Genomic DNA, 17,113 nt, shown 5'->3' on the forward strand with positions numbered 1-17,113 from the left:
ATTATCGGTCGTTAGTCGACGAAATCACTACCACGCGATTTGGCGACTTCGCGCGAGTTAGGGTTGACCGACGGACGGAACGGCACTTCTACCACCTCGGCATCAACCACATTGCCGCCATATTCGGACGGAAGCGAGACACTCAGCTTGGTACCGATATCCCGCTGTGCCCAGGGAACATGAGCCAGGGCAATATTGGTCTGCAGCTCTGGCGAATACCAAGGAGAAGAAACATACCCGATAGCATCGCCACCATCCGGCCCATAGACCAGCCAGAAGTCATTGGCATAGTCCGTAATCGGCTCCCCACCCAGTACGATACCGACCATCACAAGGTCAAAAGGCGGGTTCCCGGCTTCGATTTGCTCCCGAGCCTTTTCCAAAGCCGCTTTACCGACATAGTCAGCATCTTTGTTACGTGGCACCTGATAAGCCAAATTGCACTGGAACGGCAGGGTTTCCTGATCTATATCCTGCCCCCAGGAGAGGATCCCGGCAGCAATCCGGCGGTGGTGGGCTGGCGCGATCACCCGCAATTTATGGGCTTTACCTGCCTCCAACACGGTATACCACAGCTTCTCGGCGTCCTCGGTCACATTGCGACAGTAGATCTCATAGCCCCTCTCGCCGGTAAAACCGGTTTGCGAAATGACCACATCACACCCTGCAATTTCGGCTTCCATCAGGCCGTAGTAGGGAATTTGTTTGATATCGTCGCCAAACAAATCCACCATCAGCGCTTCTGACTTCGGTCCCTGGATCTGAACCGGTGCCACGTCGATCTCGGCAATGGAGACATCATATTGCTTGGCGATATTGATACCGCGCAACCACAACTCGAGATCGCTATCCGAGATGGAAAACCAGAATTCGTCCTCGGCGAGACGGAGCAATACAGGATCATTAAGAATACCGCCCTCGTCATTACACAGGATCACGTATTTGCCATGCATCGGCATGATCTTGGAGGCATCACGGGTGATCACATAATTGACAAAGGCTTCGGCATCCGGGCCCTTCACTTGGATCTGGCGCTCTACGGCGACGTTCCACATCGTGACATCGTTGACCAGTGAGTCGTATTCCACCATCGCACCGCCGTCTTCCGGCCGTACATAACCACGAGGATGATAAATACGGTTATACACCGTTGCCCGCCAGCATCCTGCTTCTACCGAAAGATGCCAGTACGGTGATTTCCTTACCCGGGTCGATATCAGCATTTCCACGGGTGTGGGACCCGACTGACGCAGATTGATCGGCACGCGACGATGTGACTGTTCAACGCTGGTTTCATGGCGCGCCACTCCGGCGCGAGCTTGCAGTAATCGATTATCATACTTGGTCATGGCTTTGCCCTCGTCCCCTTAGCGGTGGTATACCCCTTAAATGTGACTGTTATTGAAAATTTGAATTTCCAATCTACGACATAGATGAAACCAAAAACGTCGCGGGCTATTCGATAATCAGGCTATTCGATAGTCAGGCCATACTCTTCACTGGCATCCTGCAACCACAGCCAGAGGTAATCAGCAAAGCTGCGCCGGACAATTAGTTCAAACTCACTCTCGCCACTGCGCCTTAGCACCACCTGCGCTTTTGCAAGCAAGGTACCGACACATTTACCAACGGGCAGTGAACGAGCATCGACATCATAAGAAGTGGATTTTCTCAGTACTGCTTGTGCCTGCAGCCCTGACAGTTCAACGACACACTGCCCGCCACTGACATCAACAATGGAGAAATGTCCCGACAACTGATGGCGTAACCTCGCTTCCACCGAGAAGTCTTCGGATGACAAAATCAGCCACTCATTAGGCGATAACCACCAGATCTGCATCTTTTCACCGGCAATCGATGAGCAGGGTTGTCGTGGCAGAGGCAACCCGAGAACGGTTTCAGCGTCGTCATAAAACGCTTCATTCTCATCTTCAGATGTGCTTCCTCCCCCACGCAATATATGCTGCGCCAAACCTTTTCGTTCATGCAGCACTACGTTTGGTTGCGAAGCTGTTTCTCTGTTTTCCCTTTGTGCATGGCCCCTTTCTGCATAGTACCTTTCGGCATGATAAAGCGCAGACTCGTAACGGGTATTTTCGGGCGGATGATATGACTGTGTTGCTGGCGCCGAGATCACCGACTGACGCTTACCGTCAGGGTCGTAAAACACCCCACCGGTAATTTCGGCTTGCAATACCCGGCCGTCTGCCAGAGGGAAGAATACCGATTCGCCTACTCGGCTCAATCCGCCCTTGATCAGGCCCAGCGCAATTGAGTGCCCCAGCACCGCGCTGTAATAGCTTGAGCTAACATGACCAACCATAGTCATCGGCACAGGCTCATCGGGATCATTCACAGCCTGGGCACCTTCGGGGATCACCACATCAGGCTCCGTACATTTAAGGCCGACCAACTGTTTACGATCAGAACGGCGAGTATCTTCACGCAGCCATGAACGGCGGCCAATAAAGCTAAATGTTTTTTTCTTACCGGTGATCCACGCCATGTTCATGTCCTGCGGCGTGACCGAACCATCGGTATCCTGACCGGCGATAATAAAGCCCTTTTCAGCACGAAGAATATGCATGGTTTCCGTGCCATACGGAGTGATTTCGAATTCTTCTCCCGCCGCTATGATCTGTTCCCATAGATACAGGCCGAAGTTAGCATTTACATTGACTTCAAACGATAGCTCACCGGTAAAACTGATCCGAAAAATACGCGCATCGACACCCGCAATGCAGTGCGACTGCCAAGTCATATAAGGGAAAGCGGCATCCGAGAGATCGGCTTCGGGCATCAGTTTCTGCAACACAGAGCGACTGTTCGGCCCACCAATCGTCATGGTGGCCCAGTGATCCGTCACGCTGGTCATATACAGGTCCAGCTCCGGCCATTCAGTCTGATGCCAGAGTTCCAGCCAGTGCAATACACCCGCAGCCCCGCCTGTCGTGGTAGTCATCAGAAAATGGTTATCATCGATACAGGACGTCACACCATCATCAAAAATCATCCCGTCTTCTTTGCACATCACCCCATAGCGGCAGCAACCCGGTGCCAACTGGCTCCAGCCATTGGTATAGATCCGATTGAGAAACTCGCGCGCATCCGGCCCCTGAATATCAATTTTTCCCAACGTCGACGCATCAAGGAGTCCGACACTGTTACGGGTTGCCAGACACTCTCGGTTCAGCGCCTCCTGCTGCGTCTCGTTACCAAGACGGTAGAACCAAGGGCGTTTCCACTGCCCGACATTCTCAAACTCGGCACCATGCTCCAGGTGCCAGCGATGCATGGCAGTAAAACGCACCGGATCGAACAAGTGTCCGGCATCCCGCCCGGCCAGCGTGCCGAAGGTGACCGGCGTATACATAGGGCGAAATATCGTCGTGCCGGTTTCAGGTATCGACTGGCCCAAAGCCTTGGCGGCAATTGCCATTCCGTTGATATTCCCTGTTTTACCCTGATCGGTACCAAAGCCCAATGCGGTATAGCGCTTAACATGTTCGATAGACTCGAAGCCTTCCCGAACAGCCAACTCAATACCGGCGGCGGTAACATCATTTTGAAAATCAACAAACTGCTTGGGGGCCCGGCTTGTCGGGAAGTGATGTGGAATATGGTAAATAGCCATAGGCGCGGTTTCGTCGAGATCTGAGGCTTCCGGCTGGTCTGGCGTCGACATAAGCGAAACCTGCAGACGATCAGCGACGGCCTGCGCGGCTTTGCATCCATCGTCGAGCACTTCCGATAGCTGATAATGCCCCTGGATCCCGCCAGCATAGAGCAAATCGGGATTGCCTGGCACAAAACCAGCAATGTCATCTCGCCACACCGGACGGCTGCCAGTATGACAAGACAGGTGCAGACTCGGGCTCCATCCGCCTGAACTGGCTACCGTATCGCAGCTCAGCAGACAAGTATCAATTCGATTAACCTGGCTGCAATTGTGTTTAAGCTTTGCAATTTCAACCGCACTTACCCGCTTATGACCACGCACATTAATAACGGCATGCCCGCGGAATATCTCTATCCCGGCAGCTTTAGTCCGTTCAGGGTATTTCCCTGAGCTATTTGAGCGCGTATCGACAATCGCAACCACCTCACGACCGGCGGCATGCCAATCCAGCGCGGCCTGATAGCCAGCGTCATTGGCTGTCATCACAACCAATTTTTGCCCCGGGATCACTCCATAGCGATTGATATAAGTTGATATCGCAGAGGCAAGCATACAGCCTGGCACATCGTTATTGCCAAACACCAGCGGGCGTTCAATCGCCCCTGTAGCCAACAGCACTTCACGTGCCCGTACCCGGTGCAACCGCTGGCGGGCACCCGATTGGTACTCGCCAAGATGATCGGTTCGACGCTCGACAATGCCAAGAAAGTTCTGATCGTAGTAGCCAAATACCGTGCTGCGCGGCAACAAGGTAATATCCGGATCGTTATCTAGCAAACCCAGAGTTTCCGCCAGCCAGCCTTCGGCAGGTTTCCCGTCTATATCCTGTTTGTTGCCAAGCAGGCATCCTCCCATTTCCTGCTGTTCATCTGCGAGCAGCACCCTAAGCCCGCTGCCTATCAGTTTTCTTGCCGCCATCAAGCCAGCAGGACCACCACCGACAATCATGACGTCACAGTGATGGTGCATCTTATCGTAGTGATCCGGATCCCGCCCCTGCGGCACCTTGCCCAGCCCGGCAGCCTTGCGGATAAACTTTTCATATGTCATCCACATCGACTCGGGGTACATAAAGGTTTTGTAGTAAAAGCCGACTGGCATCAAGCCACTACCGACTTTGCCCAGGGCGGATTTCATATCCCGCTCGACATCCGGCCAGCCACTGACACAGGTGGCAACCAACCCGTCATATAGCTCAACCTGTGTCGCGCGCAAATTGGGAATGGTGGTAGCGGGAGTACTGCCAACCTGGAGGATAGCATTGGGCTCTTCGGCTCCCGAACCGAGGATGCCGCGCGGACGACTGTATTTATAACTTCGCCCTATTACATCAATGCCGTTGGCTATCAGCGCTGAGGCCAGGGTATCTCCCTGATAACCTGAGTAGGTTTTACCATTAAACGAGAACGTCAATGATTTACGACGATCAATCCGTCCTCCGGCAGACAAGCGATTGGTCTGGCTCATTTGCGCTCGTCCTCCCTGATCGCTGGCGGGGTGTCCGTCAGTTTGTATACCTGCTCAATGTCATAGCTCACCGTATTGCGGATCACATTGAAAAACTGCCGACAGCCAGTGGCATGAAACCACATTTCCCGGTGATTTCCCTTGATGTTGTTTCGGTGGAACAGGTATCGCCCCCACTCTTCGTCACTGACGCTGTCCGGGTCCGGCGGGCGCACAATATGCGCTTCTCCGGCATAGGTAAACTCTTCTTCCTCACGGCACTCTTCGCAGTAAGGACAGTAGATATTCAACATAGGGCTCTCCTCAGTCAGGCGATTTTAAGATAAGTAGATACCTTAATGCGCTACACCTGCTGCGCCGTGTTCATCGATCAGGTAACCGCTAACAAAACGGTCGAGACTAAAGGGTTGTGCCAACGGATGCGGCTGGCCATTGGCAATCGTGTCAGCAAAGACATGGCCGGAGCCCGGGGTTGCCTTAAAGCCCCCCGTTCCCCAGCCGCAGTTAAAATACAGCCCGTCAATCGCTGTCGGGCTGATGATCGGACAGGCATCCGGACAAATATCGACAATACCGCCCCAGTGACGATTGAGCCGAATCCGGCTGAGGAAGGGGAACATTTCGATAATGGCGGCAATGGTGTGCTCGATAACAGGAAAGGACCCTCGTTGGCCGTAACCCAGATAGCTGTCGATACCGGCTCCAATCACCATATCGCCTTTATCCGACTGGCTAATATAACCGTGAACATGATTGGACATTACCACCGTATCCAAACAAGGTTTGAGCGGCTCAGATACCATCGCCTGCAGCGGGTGTGACTCGATAGGCAAGGTCATGTTGACCATTTTGGCGATCTCGCTGGAGTTACCCGCGGCTACACACCCTACCTTGGCAGCACCAATAAAGCCGTTCTTGGTCTCGACTCCCTGTACCCGGCCATTACTCACCCGGATCCCTGTCACTTCGCTTTGTTGAATCAAATCCACGCCCAACTTGTCAGCCGCGCGGGCAAAACCCCATGCGACAGCATCATGCCGTGCCGTACCTGCCCGAGGCTGCCAACTCGCGCCCAGCACCGGATAACGGGCATTGGGAGAGCAATCCAGCAACGGCACCAAGGACTGAACCGAGGCGGTATCGAGCACTTCTCCATCGATACCATTGAGCCGGTTGGCATTAACCCGACGTTCGATATCCCGCATATCCTGCAAGGTATGACCAAGATTCAACACACCTCGTTGGCTAAACATCAAATTGTAATTAAGATCCTGTGACAGTCCCTCCCATAGCTTTAGCGAATGCTCGTACAGATGGGCCGCTTCATCCCAGAGATAGTTTGACCGGACAATTGTGGTATTGCGGGCCGTATTCCCCCCGCCCAGGTATCCCTTTTCCACAACCGCCACATTAGTAATGCCGTGCACTTTGGCCAGGTAATACGCCGTGGCCAGTCCATGCCCGCCACCACCGATAATCACGACATCATAAAACGGTTTAGGCTGAGGATTGCGCCATACCCGCTGCCAGTGTTCATGAAAACTCAATGCATGCTTGAACAGACCAAAGCCCGAATAATGATTCTTCTTCTCACTCATTGATTGTGCCTTCCCAGACAAACACATAAGGATGCCAGAGCGCAGACTCGCTCTCTTTTGATGAAGCCTAATGCCCAATACAAGAAAAGAATGTCCGGTAGCGGCGAACAGTAGCTGATTTGCGACAACCTTGAGTAAAGATGCAAATGATGGGCAATAAACAATGAATAAATGTGCGCAAAAATCTCACTGATAACCCTATCACCCTTATTGCGTTACAGGTTTATAAAAACATCTCATAGAAATATTATCCATAGAAAAGAATAGCAACCAGTTGAGTATGCTGGGTTAATCATTTGCGCCTCAGGTGCGTTGTAAGAGGAATCATTATGTATGACATTTCAAATTTAAAGCGCTGTATCCACACAGCAAGATCTGATGCAGATTTGACCGCAACACTTAGCGATATTACAAGCTTCATTGGTTTTGACTATTTTTTTTTACCTGTTCTAACCCTATATCAATGACCAAAATAGAAGAGATAATATTGACCAATTTCTGTGAAGAGAAAGAAAAGAGAATTAGAGAAAACGCTATTCACAAGCTGATCATCAATTATTGTCAATCCAATCGTATTCCAGCACTATGGGGTAATATTCATAATCCAAGGCAAAACCATTATTACTTCAATTATATTTCAGATAGAGAACTAAGAACAATGCCCCCCAGCTTCACCGTTCCCATTCATAGCTCAATAGGAAAGACAGGCACAATAAGTTTCTCTTTAAGTGAAAAAAACAATAATGATCAAAGTCTGTTTTTTTACGCCGCCAGCCTAGTTCAAACGGTTATCCCCTACCTTCAAGATAAGATCGATGATACAACTGTTAGCAATAAAAGTGATGCTTGCAATTTAACTAAAAGAGAAACCGAAACATTGACGTGGGCTACAGAAGGGAAAACCGCTTGGGAAATATCTAAAATATTAAGTTGCTCTGAGAGAACAGTAACTTTTCATTTGCAGAATGCCTGTAATAAACTTGGCGCTTCAAACAAATATCAAGCAATATCAAAAGGGATATTATCAGGGATGATCTTTCCCAATACCCCTTATTAATACACTTTGAGTTTGAATATGATTTATTTCGGTTTGATTATTAATGAATTGAACCGATTTCTTCTAGTGATAATCGTAATCTTTCATAACTGCTCTTCTAAGCTCGTCATTAATTTTAATCGACAAGGTAACTGATTTTGTATCACCAAGTCTATGAACCTTCTGGTCACCTGCTCGCTTAAATGGGATGCCTGTTCTTTTTAACATACGTTCAATCGGTAATGTTGAAACAGTCAGGTACTCAGATATGTCATTCTCTACAGCATGGAGATATAACGCCTTAAACAAAAACTGTGTCGAGTAACTCAGTGTACAGTTGCTTTGTGACGTATTCTTATTAATACAAAATCGACTTAATTCATACACATGGCTCGATTCTACTGCCATTTGGTTACCGAGCAGCTCTGGGAATATCTCCTTAAGCATATAGCTTTTCGTTGTAGGTATTAGCCTGCCACACCCTAGTATATTCCCCAGATCATCTTCGATATATACATAAGAGGCATCCGGTGTATCGTATTGGTCTGATTCTAAATTACCTTCAGTAGGCAAATCCCATTTTAGCCTCTTCCTAAAGACATCATACCTTAACTCTAGAAGCCTCATATAATCCGGTTTTGATATTGAGTCAAAAGATTGCTGCTTGAATGTTAGGTTCATTTCTTGTCCTCCAATAATACCAATAAGATATCAATGGATTACTCAATAGAAACCTGCCACACATAACAGGTTGACTTCTTCGATGTAATCATGTATTGAGCCAAAAAACACATGATTAGATAAAATGTCGGACGGAAAGAAAAACAGCATTAACAGCAGAGAAATGTGAACCCATCTACACAACAGACAGGATTTATCACCTAAGTGCATCTTGGTGACTATCATCATTGCGAAAAAAATCAATAAGCTATAAAATTATGTTCATATAGCAAAAGGCAATATTGACATGGATTTCATTGGCTGCTAGTTAGATGGTAATGTAATAATGACTTATGAACTTATTAAACTCACTTTATCCTCTTTCTCCAGGCCGCAGTTTTCCATTTTAATTATTTCAACTATATTAATTTCAATATGGCTTTCTTACTATCTTCTGTTTTTATCTAAAAATGAAATAAAAGTGAAGAAATCTATTTTTCACACCTACTCTTTGTATCTTCTCTTTATTAACATCTGGGTTATATCTAACGCTTTTTTCCAGTCAGAATTATTATCTTACTTTGATTCGGTAATAGCCAAAGAAGTTGGCTTGATAGCAAACATTTCTTCACTTCTATCAGCAAACTTTACTTTCTTATTTTCATGCTTGCTAGTAAGAGCCAATAAACCATTAAAAAAACATCAATCATATACGTTTATATTTGGTATTATTGTATCGTTAGTAATGTTTTTATACCCAGAATTAACAATTGTCGATGTGGTTATTACGTCCACCGGACATTTCACAATAACTCTTGGCAAGGCATCTAGCGAATTATTTATTTTTGGTTTCATCCTTCTTATTTTAACTTTCAGGAATTTTTACCTATATAGAAAAAGCCAGATAAAGATAAACAAAACAAAAAGCAACTATATGATGTTTGGTATGTCTATCTTCATGGTCTCCACTTTGATATGCCATATTATAATCCCAAGTGTATCAAACGACTATTCCGCGACCTGGATACCACCTGCTCTTTCAATTTTCGAACAAGTTCTAGTTGGTTATGCCATATTTAATGATAGGTTTTATAGTCTCAGATATATCACTCATTTAAGTATTAGCTACTTATTCAATATTTTGCTATACCTCTCACCAATAGTGATGCTAACGCACACGGATCCTAATGAGTATCATTTCGTCCTGATTGGATGTTGGATAATTATAAGTGGTATTTGCTGGAAAAACAGTTTGGCTGCTTTTCAGCGTTATATAAATCGATTCATATATGGCTCACCAAGCAATACTGTCAACGATATTCATAGCCTGGTAAATGACTTCAAACAGTCAAGTGATATGGCGCTAAATAGAGTCAAGGACATTCTCAACTCGAACACCGGGCAAATAATTAAAGTTGGTATAAACTCGTCACAATCTGAACTGGCTAATTATCTTGAAGCTCATAATGAAGCCATACTAAAAGATGAGCTTGACTATTTCATTGAATATCACTCTTCAGACATAGAAAAACTAACCAAAATAAGAAATAGCATGGCTGAAAATGACTCAGCCCTCGTACTTCCTATTTTTAACAATAATGTCATCACTCACTTATTTATGGTTTCAAAAAAGAATGAGGGAGGCATTTTCAGTCAGGAAGAAATTAGTGCCCTTCAACTGGTGCTCGAGCAATCAAACAAGTTTATTTATGCCGAGGATGAAATACGCAAGTCCCAGCTACTCGCTGGCTCTATTGCTCATGAAATGAAGAATCCATTGTCAAAAATTCAATACCATTTTGAACGTATTGATGCCGACCTGTTTGATTTAGATACCTCATCTCTGGTGCCTTATGCATCATCGGAGATGAAGACCCTCTACCAAAATATCTGTGAGGTAAAAAGTGCCGTTCAGCTTGGTTCTAAATTTATTGAAGTCATACTGAACGAACTTCAAGGCGGCAGGATCAGCCCCGATTCATTCCGACTCTTTTCTGCCCGTGAGCTGATAAGGCAATCCCTCAGTGACTACAATTTTGAGCATGCCAGCTCAAGACACCTTATCTCACTGGATCCACACACTGACTTCATTTTCAAAGGCGATGATACCCTTTACAGCTTCATCATTTTTAACTTGCTTAACAATAGCTTACATTACATCTCTGAATACCCTGAAATGAAGATAAGCATCAGGCTAAGTACAGGTGATCGTCATAATAAAGTCATCTTTACTGATACTGGCCCCGGAATAAATGCGTCCCGACTTCCCTATATTTTCGATGAAATGTACACCTCAGGTAAGAACAATGGCAACGGCCTGGGTCTGGCATACTGCCAGCGTGTCATGACAGCGTTTGGCGGCAATATCTCATGCCGTTCTGAGGCTGGGAAGTTTACCGAGTTTACCCTTAGTTTTCCGATCATAAACTCGGCCTACGATAGAGAAACCGTTCAACGCTTCAAACGGGCACTAAAAGGGAAATATTGCTTACTGGTCGGTGAGTTTTCATCAAGCCTAAAATTAACGGTATTGCTGTACGAGCTGAATATCAAGATCACCAAAGTCGAATCGATAAAAGAAATGATGCACATACTGTCATTTCGGCATTTTGATTTTGTATTTATTAATGAAGATATCACTCGACAGTCAGCCAATGCGATCAAGTCTATCCGCTGCGGAGAACTCGGCTCCATCGCCCAAATTACTCCCATTATCAGCTGCACTAATAATGGTTCGACAGCCCAGTCTTATGAAGGGACAGATAACCTCATTCAAGGCGTCATCGACACTCGGGAAGAGGAACTGCTGATCAGCCTTCAGCATATTATCGAAAATGGTCAGCTTAAACCCTTGGGTAACCTGATTGGAAAAAAAGTGCTGGTTGTCGACGACATGCTGGTAAATCGTTTGCTGATAAAAGGCTATCTTGAAAATGAAGGCATCATTTGCTTCCAGGCTGAAAACGGCAAAAAAGCTGTCGAGACAGTTATGGCAGAAGAGATTGACTTCATCCTGATGGATATTCGGATGCCGGTTATGGACGGGTTTGAAGCCACAAAAGAAATCCGCAAGATTTCCCCCTCCACCCCTATCGTAGCGCTTACCGGCGAGTACGGGGAGGATGTAGCAACAACCATAACGCTTACGATGGAAGATCATCTGACCAAGCCGATCACCAAAAAGCGCCTGTTGCAAAAAATCAACAAGCATCTCAAAGATACCCCGCTCTCGTTACGCAATACACGCCTCTATTATTCAGCCATGTAACGACTGTAAATGCGGCTACAGGTCAACCGTTACCGAAGTTAGCCGCCAACGCCATCAAATTGGCTCGTACAGCAAAGTATCCCTCAACACTTGGCTTCGTGTTAGAATATGCACGTTTATCCCTCTGTTATCGCCTCCCGCAATAACAGTGTTTATTAATCATCTACCTGAGATTCAACATGCCATTCTCCAAGCTTGGATTAAGCGATCCGATTGTAAAAGCTGTAACCGAACTCGGCTACAAGACACCTACGCCTATTCAAGAGAAAGCAATTCCAGTCATCATGACAGGCACGGACCTTCTGGCAGCGGCCCAGACGGGTACAGGCAAAACCGCTAGTTTTGTACTGCCGATCATCCAAATGCTGAGTGAAGAGCAGCGCCATGTTCGTCGCAAACGTATTCGCGCATTGATCCTTGTGCCCACCCGAGAACTGGCAGTGCAGGTTGAGGAAAATATTGCCCAGTACAGCAAACACCTTTCGCTCTCTTCGCTGGCTATGTACGGTGGCGTAAATTCAAAGCAGCAGAAACAACAGCTGATAGAAGGTGTCGATATCCTGGTTGCAACGCCGGGCAGGCTACTGGATATGTACAGCCAGCGTGCGGTGCACTTTGATGAGCTCGACGTGCTGGTGCTGGATGAAGCCGATCGTATGCTCGACATGGGCTTTATTGACGATATCAACAAGATTGTTGAGCGCTTGCCGCTGGAGCGTCAAAACTTGTTGTTCTCTGCCACGCTATCCAAGCAGGTTCGTATCCTGGCCAAAACGGCCATCAATAACCCGGTCGAGATTTCGGTGACGCCAGATAGCTCGGCCAAGCCAAAAATCGACCAGTGGTTGGTCACGGTCGACAAAGACAAAAAATCAGCCCTGCTAAGCCATCTGATCAAAGAAAACCAGTGGGAACAGGCACTCATCTTTATCGAGACCAAGCATGGTGCCGCAAAGCTGGTCAGCCAGCTCGAAAAGCGCGGTATCAAAGCCGAGTCGTTCCACAGCGGCCGGAGCCAGGAAGTGCGTACAAAACTTCTGGCTGATTTTAAATCAGGCAAGCTTAACTTACTCGTGGCAACAGGTGTGGCCGCTCGCGGTATTGATATCGATAATCTACAGCGTGTTATTAACTATGACTTGCCATATCCTGCGGATGACTACGTCCACCGTATTGGCCGTACCGGCCGAGCCGGAGCGTCCGGAGAGGCAATCTCGCTTGTTTCGAAAGATGACTTTAAAAACCTTTGCATGATCGAAAGTCGCCTCGGACATCTGATCACCCGAAAAGAAATTGAAGGGTTTGCACCAAGAAAAGAAGTCCCTGTATCGATTCTGAATTACGTTCCCAAAAGCAAGCAGAAAAGTCATCAGGAAAGAAAATACTAGTTGCCTAGTCTCTGGTGAGAGTTGGCAGAGCTGCCAACCCTGAGTCCTACGCTCGCATCATCATGAGCGAGCGTAGGATCATTAACTAGCTAAGCTCTTAGCTGATCATCACATTGGCAATCATTGCCGACAATACACTGACCAGCGTTGAACCATATAGCAGACGCAGGCCAAAGCGTGCCACCATGTTACCCTTTTCTTCGTTTACCCCTTTAACCGCACCGGCAATGATGCCGATAGAGCTGAAGTTGGCAAAAGAAACCAGGAAGATAGACAAGGTGCCCACGGTTTGAGCCGACAGACCCGCCATCTTGTCCTGCAGTGCCATCATTGCAACGAACTCGTTAGAAACCAGCTTGGTTGCCATAATGCTACCAGCTTGCAATGCTTCACCAGCAGGGATGCCCATCAGCCATGCGACCGGATAGAACAGGTAGCCAATCGTATCCTGGAAACTGATACCAAATGCCCAGGTGAAGGCCTGGTTCACCATGGCAATCAGGGAAATAAAGCCAATCAGCATTGCAGCTACAATCACGGCCACCTTAAAACCGGTCAGGATATATTCACCCAGCATTTCGAAGAAAGTTAGTTTCTCTTCACTGCCGCTTTTAACCAATTCATCAAAGTCCATTTCAGCATGATGATCATAAGGGTTAATCATCGAGAGAATAATAAAGGTGCTGAACATATTGAGGATCAGAGCCGCAACCACGTATTTTGGCTCAATCAACTGCATGTAAGAGCCAACAATTGACATCGACACGGTAGACATTGCCGTTGCTGCCAATGTGTACATACGACGCTCTGACATCTTACTCAGAATATCTTTATAGGTAATAAAGTTCTCCGACTGGCCAACCATCAAGGCACTAATGGCGTTGAAAGATTCCAGCTTGCCCATACCATTTACTTTAGAAAGCACCAGACCGATAAACTGAATAACAACCGGCAGTACCTTGATATGCTGAAGAATACCGATCAGTGCCGAAATGAATACGATCGGCATAAGCACATGCATGAAGAAGTCAAACTGGCCGACATTTACCAGCCCGCTAAAGACGAAGTTAGTTCCTTCCGCGGCAAAGGCCATCAGGCTTTTAAAGCCATCTGAAAATTTCGTGACAATACCGGTACCGGCAGTTGATCCAAGAAGGAAATATGCAAGCCCCAGCTCAATGACAAGCAACTGAATGATATAACGAACCTTGATGCTCTTTCTGTCTTTGCTGACAACCAATGCTAATACGGCCACAACAACGAGGCCCAAAATAAAATGCAAGTAAGACATGAAACGTACTCTTTGGTGATGTATTTCAAATAATGCGTGAATGCTCCACTATTTATTGCACCAATAAAGTGACTCACATCTCATTTTGCATTCCTGTCTATTTATTCATCTATATGAATAGAAAGCGAAAGAATATCCAAATAGCCCATAAGGAATAAAAACAACGAAAATACGGGCTTCGGAGGGATATTTAAGCCGTTTTGGAGAAAGCAATTATCAATTTTGAAATCTGAACACCATAAAATGTGTTGTACAAAATACAGCCAAGTTTGCATAAAAACTGATATCTAAGAAAGCAAAAGGCGCTGCTCATGAGCAACGCCTGTTAATAAAGTCGTTAAGGCTGAGCCGGAGATGAGCTACTCAAACTGATCGATAAAGACTTTCAGTGCATCCAAATCCACAACCTGAATTTCAGCACCGTCTTTAACCACCAGCCCTTTGTCAATCAGCTCCTTCACGGCACGTCGGTAAACCCGGCTCGAGGTCCCGAACCGCTCGGCTTCCTGGCCTGCCTTGTCAAACGATCCCAACATCACATTCTCTCGCTGGCGATGCCAGAGATCATAAGCAATATTGTAGGTAATCGGATGCAACAGTCGATAAGTGTAGATATCCAGTGAATCCTGATAATCATTGGCCAGCGCACTGGCAAAGAACAAGGTAAACTCCGGACGAGCAAGCAACAGGTCAGCCACCGACTTCAAGCAGATCACATCGACTTCAAGCTGTTCCTCAGCAACCACGCTCCACTGGCATGAAGTGTCGGTAAACAGCTCCATTTCACCAAAGACATGGTAATCACAATCGACCTCGCCTAGCTGAAAACGCCGGCCATTTACGGCGGAGATATTCATCGATACCCGACCGACCGATGCCAGGTATAAATGGTCGACAACCTGCCCCTGACGCAAAATTTCCTCACCAGCCTGATAATATCTACTGTGGAGCTGACACTGATAAAAAGCCTGACGGAACTCTTGGTACAAGGTATTCAGGTGTTGGGTAAAGCGGCCTGTTTGGTAAGGTTTTAGTTGCATAAGACAATAACAGCAGCCTGAAAGTCATCAAATCCTAGCGAAAGCTTGCATGTAGCACAAGAATCTCATAACAACGCAGATCACATAAAGCCCAGCATCAGCCGGGCTTCGTTTCATTAAATTACAATAGCTAGTTTATCACTAGGGCTGGGTTGTCAGCGCGTAGAGAGCAGCTTTGGCCGCCATGCTTTCGCCAGCCATCATGATGTCATCGGCACTGACATACTGATTAACACCATCCTGAACATCCTGCTGATACAAAACGACATTATTCAGAATCGATGCGACCTGAAGTCCGCGCAGACGTCCTACGGTAAACAGTGCCGAAGTTTCCATATCGGCTCCCAACACCCCGTGCTTGTTCCAGTATTGGCACAGCTCATCTTCACCATCGGTATAAAAACTGTCGTGTGATCTGACGACACCAGCATGAGAAGGATATCGCTGTTGTTTAAGATAAGCATCCATTCCTGCTACCAACTGATGACTGGCAACCGCTGGAAACTCGCTAGCCACATAGGCCTTAGAACCACCCTCGTCGCGAACTGCCGCTTCTGCGACTATCAGCTCCCCAAGACCAATATTGGCCTGCAGGGCACCGGCCGAGCCGACACGAACCATGTACTTAACTCCGCACTGTACCAGCTCTTCAAGCGCTATGATGGCTGACGGCGCGCCAATGCCGGTACTGCACACAGTGATCCTCTGACCCTGATAGAGCCCGCTCATCACCCGGTACTCACGGTTATCAGCCAGCAACTCGGCTTGTTCAAGCAAAGCTGCGATACGATTCACCCGATCCGGCTCGCCACATACAATGACTTTTTCTGACACTTGCTCGGCACTGACTGCGATATGAGGCTGTTTACTCATGCTACTGCCTCTTTCTCAGTGGTTAGTTGCTTGGCCTGATTTTGCTTGGCCGTTTTCATCCACGCACGAGTACCGTTGGCTGCAATAAACAGCAGAATTGCGTACTCAATCGACAGCGCGTATACGCCCTGCGCAGCATAGATACCGACACTGATCACGTTAATCACGACCCACAGCATCCAGTTTTCTACATATTTACGGGTCATCAGGATTTGTGCCACTACAGACAGTACTGTCATCGTCGCATCCCAGAACGGGAATGCATCCGGTTCAAGTGTCGGGCGTGCCAGGTCAGCACCAAACAGGTTCAGGCCATCAACGGTAATGTTGGCAAGGGCAAAGAAGAATGGATCAATATAGATTGTCATCAAGCCAATCGCCACCACGCTGATTGCAGCGGTTACTGCCAGCTTTTGCTTGCTCAGCCAGCGCACTTCCAGCATGTCGCCAGAGTCCGACGTCGGCCTTGTCCAGGCGTACCAGCCGTACAGGTTGGCGCAGAAGAAGAAAAACTGAAGAAGCAGGATCCCGTACAGCTGGATCTGATAGAAAATAATCGCAAACAAGGTAACGTTGATCAGACCAAATACATAGTTGATCGTTTTTTCCTGGCTTGCATACCAAATACACAGCAAACCAAATACCGTACCCACCGCTTCAATCCACGACATCGCGTAACCACCGCCGATGGGTATGTTCACTAAGGTATTATTAATATCGAACCAAGCTACAAAGTCCATCCTGTTATCCTTCTAAAGTATTTTTGCTTGGCGATATTGTAAGAAAACCCTCACCTGTGCAACGAGGACATTT

12 protein-coding genes are annotated in these 17,113 nt (G+C 47.2%); 3 read left to right on the plus strand and 9 right to left on the minus strand.

Annotated elements, in window-relative coordinates:
• Positions 1-11 precede the first annotated feature (11 nt).
• The 4 genes from L4D19_RS01270 to L4D19_RS01285 all read right to left on the minus strand — a co-directional run bounded on the left by L4D19_RS01270 (position 12) and on the right by L4D19_RS01285 (position 6,744).
• Positions 12-1,349, minus strand: a complete 1,338-nt coding sequence (locus L4D19_RS01270) for a glycine cleavage T C-terminal barrel domain-containing protein (RefSeq protein ID WP_428450804.1) — start codon at positions 1,347-1,349, stop codon at positions 12-14.
• Between the two features lie 122 nt (positions 1,350-1,471).
• Positions 1,472-5,146: a sarcosine oxidase subunit alpha family protein gene (locus L4D19_RS01275; RefSeq protein ID WP_428450805.1), complete on the minus strand. Its 3,675-nt coding sequence runs from the start codon at positions 5,144-5,146 to the stop codon at positions 1,472-1,474.
• Positions 5,143-5,439 carry a sarcosine oxidase subunit delta gene (locus L4D19_RS01280; RefSeq protein WP_428450806.1) on the minus strand — a complete coding sequence of 99 codons (297 nt, stop codon included), beginning with the start codon at positions 5,437-5,439 and terminating at the stop codon, positions 5,143-5,145. The genes L4D19_RS01275 and L4D19_RS01280 overlap by 4 nt, the downstream gene beginning before the upstream one ends.
• 42 nt (positions 5,440-5,481) lie before the next feature.
• Complete coding sequence (locus L4D19_RS01285; RefSeq protein ID WP_428450807.1) at positions 5,482-6,744, minus strand: sarcosine oxidase subunit beta family protein; 1,263 nt, start codon at positions 6,742-6,744, stop codon at positions 5,482-5,484.
• A 463-nt stretch (positions 6,745-7,207) separates the two neighbouring features.
• Here L4D19_RS01285 and L4D19_RS01290 point away from each other — a divergent pair, with 463 nt between their 5' ends.
• Positions 7,208-7,801, plus strand: a complete 594-nt coding sequence (locus L4D19_RS01290) for a helix-turn-helix transcriptional regulator (protein ID WP_428450808.1) — start codon at positions 7,208-7,210, stop codon at positions 7,799-7,801.
• A gap of 63 nt (positions 7,802-7,864) precedes the next feature.
• On the opposite strand, the gene L4D19_RS01295 is transcribed toward L4D19_RS01290, so the two are convergent.
• Positions 7,865-8,461 carry an acyl-homoserine-lactone synthase gene (locus L4D19_RS01295; RefSeq protein ID WP_239413449.1) on the minus strand — a complete coding sequence of 199 codons (597 nt, stop codon included), beginning with the start codon at positions 8,459-8,461 and terminating at the stop codon, positions 7,865-7,867.
• A 325-nt stretch (positions 8,462-8,786) separates the two neighbouring features.
• On the opposite strand from L4D19_RS01295, the gene L4D19_RS01300 reads away from it, so the two are divergent.
• Together L4D19_RS01300 and L4D19_RS01305 are read left to right on the plus strand one after the other, a co-directional pair.
• Positions 8,787-11,708 carry a response regulator gene (locus L4D19_RS01300; RefSeq protein ID WP_428450809.1) on the plus strand — a complete coding sequence of 974 codons (2,922 nt, stop codon included), beginning with the start codon at positions 8,787-8,789 and terminating at the stop codon, positions 11,706-11,708.
• A 179-nt stretch (positions 11,709-11,887) separates the two neighbouring features.
• Entirely contained in the window at positions 11,888-13,096 is a 1,209-nt protein-coding gene (locus L4D19_RS01305; protein WP_428450810.1) for a DEAD/DEAH box helicase, read from the plus strand.
• Between the two features lie 97 nt (positions 13,097-13,193).
• On the opposite strand, the gene L4D19_RS01310 is transcribed toward L4D19_RS01305, so the two are convergent.
• The 4 genes from L4D19_RS01310 to pnuC all read right to left on the minus strand — a co-directional run bounded on the left by L4D19_RS01310 (position 13,194) and on the right by pnuC (position 17,040).
• Positions 13,194-14,387, minus strand: coding sequence for a NupC/NupG family nucleoside CNT transporter (locus L4D19_RS01310; protein ID WP_428450811.1), 1,194 nt, complete (start codon positions 14,385-14,387; stop codon positions 13,194-13,196).
• A gap of 359 nt (positions 14,388-14,746) precedes the next feature.
• Positions 14,747-15,427: a Crp/Fnr family transcriptional regulator gene (locus tag L4D19_RS01315; protein WP_428450812.1), complete on the minus strand. Its 681-nt coding sequence runs from the start codon at positions 15,425-15,427 to the stop codon at positions 14,747-14,749.
• 141 nt (positions 15,428-15,568) lie between these two features.
• Positions 15,569-16,300 (minus strand): nucleoside phosphorylase, encoded by a 732-nt coding sequence (locus L4D19_RS01320; RefSeq protein WP_428450813.1) that lies wholly within the window; start codon positions 16,298-16,300, stop codon positions 15,569-15,571.
• The gene (gene pnuC, locus L4D19_RS01325) at positions 16,297-17,040 is read right to left on the minus strand and encodes a nicotinamide riboside transporter PnuC (RefSeq protein ID WP_428450814.1); all 744 of its coding nucleotides are present in this window, start codon (positions 17,038-17,040) and stop codon (positions 16,297-16,299) included. The genes L4D19_RS01320 and pnuC overlap by 4 nt, the downstream gene beginning before the upstream one ends.
• Positions 17,041-17,113 lie beyond the last annotated feature (73 nt).

This window comes from Photobacterium kasasachensis (assembly GCF_050336885.1).
In the GTDB taxonomy this organism is placed as follows: domain Bacteria; phylum Pseudomonadota; class Gammaproteobacteria; order Enterobacterales; family Vibrionaceae; genus Photobacterium; species Photobacterium kasasachensis.

Excerpts from the sequence above, each read along its gene's own strand:
- L4D19_RS01270 (WP_428450804.1), bottom strand. The coding sequence starts at position 1,349 with ATGACCAAGTATGATAATCGATTACTGCAAGCTCGCGCCGGAGTGGCG.
- L4D19_RS01275 (WP_428450805.1), bottom strand. The coding sequence starts at position 5,146 with ATGAGCCAGACCAATCGCTTGTCTGCCGGAGGACGGATTGATCGTCGT.
- L4D19_RS01280 (WP_428450806.1), bottom strand. The coding sequence starts at position 5,439 with ATGTTGAATATCTACTGTCCTTACTGCGAAGAGTGCCGTGAGGAAGAA.
- L4D19_RS01285 (WP_428450807.1), bottom strand. The coding sequence starts at position 6,744 with ATGAGTGAGAAGAAGAATCATTATTCGGGCTTTGGTCTGTTCAAGCAT.
- L4D19_RS01290 (WP_428450808.1), top strand. The coding sequence starts at position 7,208 with ATGACCAAAATAGAAGAGATAATATTGACCAATTTCTGTGAAGAGAAA.
- L4D19_RS01295 (WP_239413449.1), bottom strand. The coding sequence starts at position 8,461 with ATGAACCTAACATTCAAGCAGCAATCTTTTGACTCAATATCAAAACCG.
- L4D19_RS01300 (WP_428450809.1), top strand. The coding sequence starts at position 8,787 with ATGACTTATGAACTTATTAAACTCACTTTATCCTCTTTCTCCAGGCCG.
- L4D19_RS01305 (WP_428450810.1), top strand. The coding sequence starts at position 11,888 with ATGCCATTCTCCAAGCTTGGATTAAGCGATCCGATTGTAAAAGCTGTA.
- L4D19_RS01310 (WP_428450811.1), bottom strand. The coding sequence starts at position 14,387 with ATGTCTTACTTGCATTTTATTTTGGGCCTCGTTGTTGTGGCCGTATTA.
- L4D19_RS01315 (WP_428450812.1), bottom strand. The coding sequence starts at position 15,427 with ATGCAACTAAAACCTTACCAAACAGGCCGCTTTACCCAACACCTGAAT.
- L4D19_RS01320 (WP_428450813.1), bottom strand. The coding sequence starts at position 16,300 with ATGAGTAAACAGCCTCATATCGCAGTCAGTGCCGAGCAAGTGTCAGAA.
- pnuC (WP_428450814.1), bottom strand. The coding sequence starts at position 17,040 with ATGGACTTTGTAGCTTGGTTCGATATTAATAATACCTTAGTGAACATA.